The organism is Niabella insulisoli, assembly GCF_039652435.2.
Taxonomy (GTDB): domain Bacteria; phylum Bacteroidota; class Bacteroidia; order Chitinophagales; family Chitinophagaceae; genus Niabella; species Niabella insulamsoli.
On the sequence record NZ_CP190246.1, the window covers coordinates 2,629,721 to 2,642,074 of the forward strand.

At 45.5% G+C, this 12,354-nt stretch carries 10 protein-coding genes; 1 reads left to right on the plus strand and 9 read right to left on the minus strand.

What is annotated here, in order from left to right:
• Positions 1–120: 120 nt before the first annotated feature.
• The 6 genes from ABDK00_RS10835 to ABDK00_RS10860 form a co-directional block, all read right to left on the minus strand.
• Positions 121–1,167: a glycoside hydrolase family 43 protein gene (locus ABDK00_RS10835; protein WP_346239223.1), complete on the minus strand. Its 1,047-nt coding sequence runs from the start codon at positions 1,165–1,167 to the stop codon at positions 121–123.
• Between the two features lie 49 nt (positions 1,168–1,216).
• The gene (locus ABDK00_RS10840) at positions 1,217–2,677 is read right to left on the minus strand and encodes an MFS transporter (RefSeq protein ID WP_346239224.1); all 1,461 of its coding nucleotides are present in this window, start codon (positions 2,675–2,677) and stop codon (positions 1,217–1,219) included.
• A gap of 9 nt (positions 2,678–2,686) precedes the next feature.
• On the minus strand, positions 2,687–3,805 hold the full coding sequence (locus ABDK00_RS10845) for an endo-1,4-beta-xylanase (protein ID WP_346239225.1): 1,119 nt from the start codon (positions 3,803–3,805) through the stop codon (positions 2,687–2,689).
• A 182-nt stretch (positions 3,806–3,987) separates the two neighbouring features.
• The gene (locus tag ABDK00_RS10850) at positions 3,988–6,402 is read right to left on the minus strand and encodes a glycoside hydrolase family 127 protein (RefSeq protein ID WP_346239226.1); all 2,415 of its coding nucleotides are present in this window, start codon (positions 6,400–6,402) and stop codon (positions 3,988–3,990) included.
• Between the two features lie 156 nt (positions 6,403–6,558).
• The gene (locus tag ABDK00_RS10855) at positions 6,559–7,308 is read right to left on the minus strand and encodes a LytTR family DNA-binding domain-containing protein (protein ID WP_346239227.1); all 750 of its coding nucleotides are present in this window, start codon (positions 7,306–7,308) and stop codon (positions 6,559–6,561) included.
• An 11-nt stretch (positions 7,309–7,319) separates the two neighbouring features.
• Positions 7,320–9,407 (minus strand): tetratricopeptide repeat-containing sensor histidine kinase, encoded by a 2,088-nt coding sequence (locus ABDK00_RS10860; protein ID WP_346239228.1) that lies wholly within the window; start codon positions 9,405–9,407, stop codon positions 7,320–7,322.
• A 416-nt stretch (positions 9,408–9,823) separates the two neighbouring features.
• On the opposite strand from ABDK00_RS10860, the gene ABDK00_RS10865 reads away from it, so the two are divergent.
• Positions 9,824–10,411 carry a hypothetical protein gene (locus tag ABDK00_RS10865; RefSeq protein ID WP_346239229.1) on the plus strand — a complete coding sequence of 196 codons (588 nt, stop codon included), beginning with the start codon at positions 9,824–9,826 and terminating at the stop codon, positions 10,409–10,411.
• Positions 10,412–10,455: 44 nt separating this feature from the next.
• Here ABDK00_RS10865 and ABDK00_RS10870 read toward each other — a convergent pair whose 3' ends face one another.
• From ABDK00_RS10870 to arr, 3 genes are all read right to left on the minus strand, one after another.
• The gene (locus ABDK00_RS10870; RefSeq protein ID WP_346239230.1) at positions 10,456–11,439 is read right to left on the minus strand and encodes an aldo/keto reductase; all 984 of its coding nucleotides are present in this window, start codon (positions 11,437–11,439) and stop codon (positions 10,456–10,458) included.
• Between the two features lie 72 nt (positions 11,440–11,511).
• Positions 11,512–11,817 (minus strand): DUF1330 domain-containing protein, encoded by a 306-nt coding sequence (locus ABDK00_RS10875; protein ID WP_346239231.1) that lies wholly within the window; start codon positions 11,815–11,817, stop codon positions 11,512–11,514.
• 56 nt (positions 11,818–11,873) lie between these two features.
• The gene (gene arr / locus ABDK00_RS10880; protein ID WP_346239242.1) at positions 11,874–12,290 is read right to left on the minus strand and encodes an NAD(+)--rifampin ADP-ribosyltransferase; all 417 of its coding nucleotides are present in this window, start codon (positions 12,288–12,290) and stop codon (positions 11,874–11,876) included.
• Positions 12,291–12,354 lie beyond the last annotated feature (64 nt).

Below are 12,354 nucleotides of genomic sequence, written 5' to 3' on the forward strand. Positions count from 1 at the left end.
TTCAAACGTTAAACACTTATCTAGGTTCGAAATATTTTTACATTGTAACAATTTTTATTTTTCAGCTGACCGATTGAGCACGCCTGTTAGGTCAGTATGCTTTATAGTACATATATGCAACTAAAATTTCAAATCGCCGTATGGATTTATAGTTTCAATTCGTCCGTCCGGATCATGGGCTAGCAAAGCTACTTTAATGCTGCGCAAATGCGTGACGCCTCTGCTCAAGCTACTGTCGTGATAGAACAAGTACCACGCCCCTTCAAACTCGCAAATAGAATGATGAGAAGTCCAGCCCACCACGGGGTTTAAAATCCTACCGGCGTAAGTAAACGGCCCGTAGGGACTATCGCCGATGGCATAGCAAATGAAATGCGTATCGCCTGTTGAGTAAGAAAAATAATATGTGCCATTATACTTATGCAGCCAGCTCGCTTCAAAAAAGCGTCTATCCACATCGCCCTGCAACAAGGGCATTCCATTTTCATCAAGTATCACCACGTCTTTAACAGGGCCTGCGAATGCCAACAGATCATCCGCAAGCTTTGCAATTTTTGCACATAAAGCCGGCTCGTTGGCTGCGGGCAAGTGCGCGGTCGGATTTTCTTGCTGGTCGTTATTAAAACGGCCGCCGCGCCAGCGTTGTAGCTGTCCGCCCCAAATGCCGCCGAAATACATATAATAGCTCCCGTCGTCGTCTTTAAAAACTGCCGGATCAATTGAAAAGCTGTCTTTAATAGGCTGCGGCTGCGGTACAAAAGGGCCCTCGGGTGCATCAGCTGTCGCAACACCGATTCTAAAAATACCCTCATGGTCCTTAGCGGGAAAGAACAAATAATACTTATCATCTTTTTGCTGCGCATCGGGCGCCCACATTTGCCGTGCGGCCCAGGGTACGTCCTTAACATGGAGCGCGACGCCATGGTCTTTTGCTTCGCCGTCCGGCGTATCCATCGATATTACATGATAATCCTCCATTGCAAAATGGCTGCCCAGGTCATCGAAAGCCGCTCCGGCGTCTACATCGTGTGACGGATAAATATAAATCTTCCCATTAAAAACATGAGCCGACGGATCAGCCGTATAAATATGATCAACCAACGGCTTCGAAATCGCTTCACGATCTAATGCGTCAAAGTCGATATGTGATAAACTATCTTCAGGCATGTTATCAGTTTATAGATTTTTATTAAAGAGAGTTTCCCGGCTGTTTCATTTACAATTGACGCCGCTTTTGTTTCAAATCGCCTTCAATTTGCACTTCCATTTTCTTATTGATTGAATAGAAAAATAATAATCCGCAGGCAGCGAAAAATAGAACAGCAGGAAACAGGCTTACAAGCATCTTAGCGCCGGTGGCCACCGTTTCAGGTTGCAGCATGGTTTGATCGCCCTCGCTGGAAATATAGCCATAGCGCCCAATGATAGAAGCTACTAATGCGCTACCCACACTTAATCCGACCTTCAAACCAACCATCATTGCGGAAAAAATGATGGCGGTCGCACGCCGGTTATTTTTCCATTCTGAATAGTCAGCAACATCTGCAATCATCGCCCACAGCAACGGCGTACTAATTCCATAAAAAAAGCCATGAAGCATTTGCGATAAAAACATCAGCCAGATCGACTGGGGCGGATAGAAAATAAAGAAAAGTATAAAGAGTGTTGAGATAAAAAGGGAGGCCAGAAAGACATCCCGCTTTCCAAACTTATCAGCCAGCCTTTTGGAAAAAGTAATGCCGACTATCATCATGACAATACCGCCCGCGTTGAAAAGCCCAAAGCCCGCTGACCTGGGATCTTTACCAAAAAAGTTTAGCCCTATCGAGTCAAAAAAAGCGGTAACAGGCGCGATAAAAGAGTGCAGCCTGCCTTCGTCCACATAATTATTAAAATAATAAACATAAGCACCACCCTTCATTGCCAGCGTTATAAAAACCAAAGTCGTCACCAGCAACATGATCATCCATGGCCGGTTGCGGAAAAGATCTTTTAAGTCTTCTTTCAACCCCGACTCTTGTGCAGCGGTAGGAACCACTCTTTCTTTCGTTGCGAAAAATGTAATCAAAAGCATCACCGTTCCCAGTACAGCCAGCCAGGTCATCACAGATTCGATTCCCGCGGCCTTATCCCCCTGCCCTACTGATAAGATGATGGGAAGCATAAACACCTGCACAAAAAACTGCGCAAACATAACCGCTACAAAACGATAGGATGAAAGGCTGTTTCTTTCCGCCATGTTTCCGGTAATGACGCCGCTCAAGGCTGCATAAGGCAGGTTGTTCGCAGCGTATAACAGCAGCAGCAGCGAATAGGTAGCCGCGGCATAAATCATTTTGCCTTTGTAAGAAAAATCGGGTGTGCTAAAAGCCAGTAGTGCACAAATGCCCAAGGGCACCGCCGTAAGCAAGATCCAGGGCCTGAACTTTCCCCATTTTGAACGCGTCCTGTCGGCTATAGCCCCGACAACGGGATTAAAAACAAAACCCGCAACCAATCCCACAATCAATGTAATGACAGATGCATCTTCTGCCTTAAGGCCATAAATATCCGTGTAAAAAAAAGCCAGGTAGGTTACCAAGGTCTGAAAAACCAGGTTGGCCGCCAGATCGCCCAGGCTGTAGCCAATTTTTTCAACAACGGTAAGTTTTTGAGATCTTGAAGCAGCAGTATCCATTATTGATGACTATTTTTTCTTTGTTGCAATGACACTATAAAAGGCAGGTTTGGGTTGGCCTTTTCTGTCGAATAATAAAGGATAATTTGTCCTTCCGGGCACCGGCCAGTTGTTAAGCCAGCTTTGTCCATCGTGGACGCCCCAAAATGTTACTCTCGAAATTTTATCTTTATGCTTTACAAACAACTGAAACAGCCGGCTATAATCATCCGCCAATTGCTGCTGCAGGTTTTCAGGCAAACCGCTCACATAAGGGTTTGAGTTAGCATCGGCTTTCATACGCTGACTCACTTCTGCGCCCGTAAAATTGCGCGGCAGCACTTCGATATCCAACTCTGTAATGGCCACTTTTACACCTAGCGCCGCGTAGGCCAATATGCTTTCTTCGATTTCTTTGAAAGGCACTTTTCCTAAATGCCAATGGCCCTGAATGCCCACGCCATCGATCTTTCCTCCTGCCTGCTGAATCATTTTTACAATCGCAATACAACCCGCTCTTTTCCTGGGCTGCTCATTATTATAATCATTGTAGTACAAATCGGTCTGGGGAGAAGCGGCATTGGCCAATTGAAAAGCATCGATTAAATATTGTTCTCCCAAAAGATTCAGAAAGGGCGATTGGCGCAGGCTCCCATCTTCGTTTAAAGCCTCATTTACGACATCCCAGGACTGCACTTTGCCGCTATAGCGGCCCGCCACTTTTTTTATATGTTCTGAGAAGAAAGTCCGGAAAGAATCGACGTTTTGTATACGTTTGGCGAAAGCCGGCATCTGGCTGTGCCAGATTAACGTGTGGGCATTCACCGCCAGGTTATTTTTCTTTGCATAGTCGATAAACCTGTCGGCTTGCGTAAAATCATAGTTTCCCCAGGAAGTAACGAGCTTCTCTGCCTTCATCACATTTTCGGGAGTGGCGGCATTAAACTGTTGCCGAATAACAGGAATGGCAACAGCGTCTTTTTCCGCAATCTGAGTCCAGCTCAAAGCAGCGCCGATTAAAAAATCATCTTGAAAAACCTCTTTGAGCGAAGACGTTGCATGTGCGGCTGGCTTTGAACTACTGCAAGCCATAAGCAGCGGCATACAAGCAAAACAAAGCCAGATTGCTTTTTCTACTTTTTTATTCATATCTAATAAGCTTTGAATCGTTAAGTGAGAATCGATCGGGCGTCGCCCCTACATTAAACTCCTTCCACACAACCGAAAAATTGCCATTGCTAAACTTACTAAAAATTACAACACCAATTTGCTGAAAAGCACTAAACCTTATTTTTTAAACTGGCGCGAGCCGGGTTGAACGGCCTCGATCTTTACGGTTTAGAAGTGATCAAACGTATATGATAAATAGGGCTTGTAGGTGCATCTTGCATTGCCTGAAACCTGACGCGAACCTGGCTTTTTCCTTTTAGCATGGCCTGGGGGATTTCATACGCCGCCTCAAAAAACCTCGACTGATTCCATTTGTTCGTATTGTCAATAGCAATCAATTTTTCATCGTCAATATAAATGTCGAACTTTCGGCTATTCCAATCTGCACCCCAATATTTCAGCGATAACGCAAGCTTATCTTTACCGCCGGTGGAAAGCAAATAACTAAAATACCCGCCGTCAGAAGCTTCGCGAAAAGCGCTGTTATGCGCTACGCCTTTTCGCGACTTTTCTGAAAACATTTGATGATCCGCCTCGGGTTGCTGCTCTCCGGGCGCTACAAAGTCTACCGTTCGCTTCTCAATATCCAACCTGATTTTTTCCAAAGCCGCAATCGAATCGATATAGTGTTTATAGTCACGCGGGGTGAGCGCCATCCAATACATCATGTAACGCGCATCGTGGATGCGAAAAAAGGGCTCCAAAACAAGTTGTTCCTTATTAATTATTTTTTGTTGTTTAAAAGTAAACACCATCGGCCTGCCTTCTACCGGCACAAGATTGTTAGCGATCTGCTCAATTTGCTCATTAATCAATATGGGCGCTTTATCGACCGGCAGTTTTTCGCCGCCCGCAATATGTCCCCAACGCCCATCACCGGCCACCAGCCCAACTAAATCTTCTTTTCCGGTTTTTGCCGCTAAAAGAATCGGTCCGCGCATGATCGCTATATATTCTTTGACGTTAGGCATATGTTCGATCGTCGTGCGCATCGGCAGCAACACGTTAACCACATCTCCTTTTTTCCAAATCCGGGTGATGCTGATATAAGAAGAAGGCTGTTGCGCATAAGTGACGGGCTTCCCATTGACCAGGATTTTCAGCGCACCTTTTTCCACCCAGGAAGGATAGCGCACCATTAGCGTGAATTTAGACGAACCGCCGGTAATGGTCAATTGGGTTTGTGCCTCGTCAGGAAATGAAGTTTCCTGCTTTAAGGTAACCCCTTTCGCTTTCCAATTGAGGGATGCTGCAATAAAAAGATTCAGGAACAGCGAATCACTACAATGGGTAAAGATCTGTTCGCCATATTTTCCATGATTTTCCATGCCGCTGCCCACACAACACCACATAGCCTCGTTTGGGGCTGAATACACACGATAATGACGTGGGCGCGCTGGCGTAAAATAAACATAGCCGCCATGCCCGGGGTGCTGGGTGGACAGTATATGATTATACAATCCCCGCTCGTAAAAGTCCATATAGCGCGCTTCTGGTTGTAACCGGAAAAGCGCCTGCGACAGTTTCAACATATTATAGGTGTTACAACTTTCAGGACCTTCCACTTCATTTACAAAATCGTAACAAGATGCCGCGCCTGGAAAAAATTCTCGTCGGCTGTTCCCTCCCAGCGACAGTGATCGCGTACCCGAAACGGTTTCCCAGAAGAAACGGCCAGCATTTTTATACGGATCATCGTGAGCAAGTTCACCAATACGTTCAAAACCTATCGCTTTGGGCACCTGTGTATTGGCATGCTTATTATCCAGATTATCGATCCTCTTTTCTAAAGGATATAACAACTCATGATGTGAAAATCTCCGGGCGGCGACAAGATACTTTTTATCGCCCGTCATCTGGTAGGCGTCGGCAAAAATTTCGTTCATGCCACCATGCTCGTTATCCAACATCTGCTGCATCTGCTTTTCGGACAGTGTAGTGGTCAGGTCGATCGCCCAGTCGCAGAACTTCAAAAACACATTCCGGGCATCTTCACTTCCTGCATATAACCAGGCATCCCTTAAGCCCGCATAAGTTTTATGCACATTATACCAGGGCACCCAATACTTCCACACCGCCGCAATATCACCGGATTTTATTTTGGGCCACAGGCCCGGGCCGTTGGGAACCGCGCCTGCGTAGCCTTTTCCCCAATCGGGATATTTTATAGCGTTAGCGTTCTGGCAGGATTTTAATTCATCGACCATATGCTGCATTCGCTGCCCGCATTCCTTATTGCCGGTGGCCGCATAATTTATCGCCAGCGCCGACAAATAGTGGCCGCCTACATGACCATCCAAGCCTTCCCAGTTAGGATACCGCGCAGCTTTTTCCGGAAGACCGGCTTCTTTTCTGTAGCCCGCCAGCAAACGCTCCACATCGTATTGGAGCAAGACTTCAATATTCAGATCGCGGGCATGCTTAAATGGCCCATCTAACAATTCGATATCTCCCAGCGGAAAGGCATTTCCATAAAGCCTTTGCTGCGCCCCGGCGGAATGAGACAACATACCGGCAAAAATTATTGTTACCGCTATTTGCCTGAGCGGAATTTTGTACACTATCCTTTCTTTCATAACCGTATTTTCTAAAAAGGCTGCAAGCCGTACTATTTTGATCCAAATAAATTTCCGCCTCCAACACCCGACGGCCTTTGGCTACCGCTGATTAAACCAACCGGGCGAATTTCAACCCCAGCAAACTTTGTTTTACCCGGCAGGCAGATCCATATTTTACCATTCAGTCAAATTCAGGGAAAGCAAAAACGCCTCTCTTCTTCGGGTCGCAACCTCTACTACGGAGCCATCTGACAAGGTTACATAGCCGCCTTTTCCTTTATGGTATTTTGATACGTGGTCAAGGTTGATGAGATGCGAATTGTGCACGCGGAAGAAACGATGAGCACTTAACAAATCCTCAAAATGCTTTAAGGTTTTCGAAAGGGTGTGTTTTTGCCCGTCTGTGGTAAAGATATAAGTATAATTGATATCTGCCTGACATCGGATGATCTGTGATATATCGAGAAAAACATAGCCATCCATCGTTGCAATGCTTATCTTCTTTGCCCCTTTTGTGGGCGGCAAATGGGAGAAAAGCACATCAAGTTTTTCCGCAAACTGCCGTTCTTTCAACTTTTGCTTAGCTTGTTGAAGCGCGTGATTAAGATCTCTATGTGAAACAGGCTTCAGCAGATAATCGATTGCGCTAAATTTAAAAGCGGTGACAGCATATTGTTCATACGCCGTAGTGAAAATAAGGCTAAATTCTTTAAACGACACTTTTTGCAATACATCAAAACCCGTCTGATCCTGAAGTTGAATATCCAGGAATAAAATTTCCGGCCGCAGGCTGTCAATTCCGACTACCGCCTCATTTACTGTGCTAAACACGTTCACCCGGCCTCCTTTGCGTATTTCGGGCTCCAGCAAGGCCAGAAGACTGGCCACACAATGCTGCTCATCATCTACGATTACGATTGTCATTATCTGTGATTTTAAAAGCGAAGCACCAGCGGTAAAGTGACGACCACCAGCGTGCCCTGCGTTTCGGGTTTCTCAACGATTTTCACCTCACCTGTGCTTTTATGCTGACGGGCAAATAAAGTTACTCTTCTCTTTGAAATCGACAAGCCTCGTGGATGCCGGCCGCCATAGCGCCTTAAACTTCTCATTCCCTTTCCATTGTCATCAACAGTGCAAACAAGTTGCTCATTTTTCTGATGCATCGTAATCGTTATTAACCCGTTGGCGTCCAAGCCGGAAAACCCATGTTTAATGCTGTTTTCGATGAAAGGCTGAAAAAGCAGGGGCGGCAGCAACACGTTGTCCTGGTCTATATCATCCGGCACCAAGATATGATAATCGAACCGAGCCGTGAGCCGCTTTTTCTCCAGATCGAGATAAAGCTTGAGAAATTCTAAATCTTCACGCAGGGAAATCTCAGCCTGATAAGCATATTCCAACGTCATGCGCATGAGTTGAGCAAAATCGGCCAGATAGTTTTGGCTTTCACGGCGGTCGCGCTTTCCGATATAGTCCCCAATCGAATTCAGGGAATTAAAAATAAAATGAGGATTTAACTGACTTCTCAGCACCTGAAGTTCGGTTTCGGCGATCAGCCTTCTGTATTCTGCTTCCTGCTTTTGCGCCTTCAAATCTTTACGGCGTTTATAAAATGCAAACCCAACAATCGCGGCCAGCAGCAAGCCGCCGCCGCCTATGATGGCTGCGTTGCGCATCTCCTTTTGTCTCCGGGCTTCGGCATACGCAGCTTCCTGCGCCTTCTCGAATTCAAAGGAGACCTGTTTCCTGGTTATCTCCCTCGCTTTCTCTTCATTAAATATGGAACGATCGAGTATAATATGACGCTCATACGCCTGAAGCGCCTCTTTGTACTTTTTAAGGGACTTATAAGTATGGCTAATTGCCTCAGAGGCTTCACTTTCTCTTAGCGGAATCTTACTTTCGACTGCAATTTTAAGGGCATTCTGCTGTAGTTCCAAGACTTTCATCTTTGAGTTCCTGTCCCCGGACAAACTGTCTTTTGCGGCAGCCAATGCGATGAACACCAGCGATTGATTTCCTTTGTCATTCAGCTCCCGGTAGAGTTGTAAAGCTTCCTGAAGATGAACGAGGGAAGCCTGCGCAGATCCCCAATCTTTTAGGGTAATTCCAATATTGGTTTTATCAGACGCAATGCCAAATAGATTATTCAACTGTTGATTAATCTGAAGTGACCGATTGTAATATTTCAGCGCCTGGGCTGGCTGTTTCAATAAGTCGTAGATAGAACCCATATTAGCGTAGCACTGCGCCTGTCCGCGCCGATTGCCCTGTAGTTCATACAATCGAGCGGCCCGCTTTTCATAAACCAGGGCTTTGTGATACTGACGCTGATTTTTAAGTACCAGTCCTATATTATTGAGCAAATGCGCTTCCATCCCCTTGTCCTCCTGCCCTTTCACCCTAAAGCCTGACAGGTACGCATCCATTGCGCGCTCATAATCGTTGATGGTCATAAACACCGTTCCTATGTTATTATATGAATGTCTAATTCCATTAATGTAATTAAGCGATTGAAAAATACCCAATGCTTCTTCATGATCACGCAGCGCATCGATATATACCCCTCTGGCGAAAAAATTCATCGCCCGGTTATTGAGCATTTTCGCATAACTCAGCTGGTCGCCCAGCTCACCATAGATACGCAGGGCCTTGGCCGTCTCCAGCATCGACAGCGAATCTTGTCCTTTAGCCCAATAATTAATCCCTTTTCTACTACAGGCCATCGCCTTACCCCGAGAAAATTGAAGTTTATCTGCCAGGCGTTCTGCTTCTTGCGCCATTTGCAAGCCCTTATCGGGATCCACAAAATGATAGCTAAATGCCAGCTCCGTCAATAGCGCGACCCTCACGGTGTCTTTTTGCGGATGTTGCTTTAGCAAAACCGCCAGGGAATCAATTTCATGCTGCACCTGTTGGCCACTGCACGACAGGTTGATCAGCAAGCCGGCAGCGGCCAACAATAGTATGTGGCCGATACGGCCAATAGGTAGAGCGTAAGCGTGCTGATCACTAGCCAATTCCGTCGCTATTTAGCGGGTTTAATAAATATTTTTGATGGACTGTTGCGAACCATTTCAAATAAAATTTCATCAAATTCCGGAGGCAGCGGGAATCAACAGTCAGTTAGTTGCATTAAACTTTTACCAAAAGCAGCCGGCTGAGTTTGGAACCCCTCGTCAAGTTGCCACTATCTTGAAGATATACAAAAACATATAACGCGAAAAATAAAATTCCTCTGGCATAAAATCAAGCAGCGCCGCCGCAAAATCATTATGACTTTTATCATTTGGCGCTTCCATTACCTTTGAAACAAGCATTTTCCAAAGTCTTATAAAGAGGCTTATCAACACTGCACCGATGAAGCGCTTTGCGCTTCGACGCTACAAGGCCGGCAGTGATAATTATGTTTAAAAATTCTTTTAAACCTTCAACAATGAAACGATTTTTTAATACTTCCAGCATGATGCTGTTCATCGTTCTTGCTTTTTTTGCATGTTCTAAAAACGATCCGCAAACAGACAGGTCTCCAGATTATTATTTTGAATTTAAAGTAAACGAAACAAAATTGGAATACCCCATGCAGAAAGCGCAAATCAATCTTACCGGCACGCTTTCCTATGACGGAAAAACCGGGCATCACACCATTCATGTGGCCGGGATGAAGGATCTGCACCAACCTTTAAAAAATACGCTTAGTTTCATCATGGTGGATCAAACAGGCTTTTCTACCCGTGTAAACTATTGCAATATCCCGGGCGCCGGAGCAAGCTTTCCCAGCTTCATGTTTACCATGGGATATTATGACGCTAACGGCCAGCTTTATTCAGCTGCCGGCGCAGGCGATCAAGATATGTTTGATCTTTATGAACCCGCCTTTATTGAATTTACGGAAATCACCGAGGCTTATATTGTTGGTAAATTTTCGGGCACTTTGAGATGGTATGAAAGCAGTGGCGGCACCAACGTATTGAAAGGCACTGTTGTGATATCCAACGGGCAATTCAAAGTGCCACGTTATTAAACGAGCGCGACCCGATCGGCGCAGACTACTCAATGTAATTCAGTTTAATAATGCCCTCTTATAGTCGCCCTTATTTGATCGTCGTAAATGGCTTTGAGTTGCTGATGAATGGCAGCACTTAACGGAGGAAGGCCGGATGCACTCACATTTGATTGCACATGGGCCACCTTTGAAGCACCGGGAATAACGGTAGTCACTTCGGGATGATCAAGAATCCATCTCAACGCCCACGGTGCCATTCTTTTATCTGGTAAATGCTGCTGTATCTGGTTTGCGAACGCAATACCTTTATCAAACGGAATCCCAGAAAATGTTTCGCCAGCATTAAATGCACTTCCATCGGCATTATAGTTACGGTGATCTTGCTCGGGAAATACCGTTTCTACACTAAATTTCCCTGTCAATAATCCGCTGGCCAACGGAACGCGAACGATGATGGCAACGTTCTTTTCCTTTGCTTTTGAAAAAAATTCCTCTGCAATATGCTGCCGGAATATATTGAATATGATTTGAAGAGAAGCCAATCCTTCCTGGTCGAGACAAATCAGCGCCTCCTCAACCGTTTCCACACTTGCGCCCCAATGCTGAATCAAGCCTTGTTCCTGAAATTTTCTAAGCTGTTTAAATACGCTTCCCTCGCGCATGGCTTCTGTCGGAATGCAATGTAATTGTTCAAGAAACAGTGAGTTGACATTGAGATTTTTTAGCGAATCTTCCAGATGCCGCTTCATGGTGTCGTAGGAAAAATGCTGCTGCCAGCCGCCGGGGGTATCCTGCCGTCGGCCCAACTTTGTCGCAACGAAAATGTCTTTATCAACGGCATTCAAGAACTTTCCGATTACCGATTCGCTTATTCCCATTCCGTACACATCCGCCGTGTCAACGAAATTACCGCCCGCATCTGTGTATGCTCTTAAGATATTGAAGGCAGCCGCTTCGTCCACGGCGCCCCAGTCCACGCTGCCCAACTGCCAGGTTCCCAACCCTATTTCGGCAATGCCCGTTCCTCTGAAATTTCTATAATTCATTGCATCAAATTTAAGCAAACAAACGAATTGGCGTTTGAACAAGAAGTTTTGCCAGCCCCGGCATCGAGCCTGTTATTGCAAGGCGGCTCCCTTGATGAGTAAGGTTGAAGCTATTGATTGCTCTTTTAAGTATAAAAATCGCTTTCTTTCTTCGTCGTTGGTAAAGTTCTTGAAATCCTGTTCGCAGTCAAAGGCTACAATGTGAACTTCATAAGGCTGCTCTATATTGACTTCGACAAAAGTATTTTCTGCGGGCCTTAGGCGCAACAATAATCGCCCGTTATATTTTGAGATCAATGGAATGGCGATTTGCTCAAACTCATGATACACTTTCTCCTGCCCCTCTTTGAGATATATAAGTTGTGTAATATAAACCATATTTCAAACAGAATGTCTATTGATATGCTTTTTGGTAGCTGGCCGCATTGCTGCTACTATTCATCGTTTAATGACCTAATATTTTGAGCGCGCAGGCTTTCAAGATGCGCCTTCATCATTTTGACCTGCGCCGGCGCATGGCTTTGCCAAACCGCAACTTCGCCGACAACTCTGAATGGCGCCGATGACCGGTAAGATTTTGTTGGATTGCCTGGAAACTTCTTGTCTGTAAGGTCAGGATCGTCTTCAATTTCGCCGGTTGGCTCCACCAGGTAAATCCTTTCTGCTCCGTTTCCAATGGCCAGCTCTGCTCCCCAAATTGCAGCATCTAAGGTTGCTGACAAGAAAATGTATTTAGCATTTTTGCTTTGATTGAAGTTAGAGTTGAAACCAGGCTCAATAAGCGCTCCTGGTTTTAGATCGGCTTTTGTACCGTGAAAATAGGTTTGTTTAAAGGGCGAAGCGCTGCCCATGTCCGATTGGTAGCCGATTGTCTGCTGTTCCATAATTTGTAATTGAAATGGCGGGTTATATTTT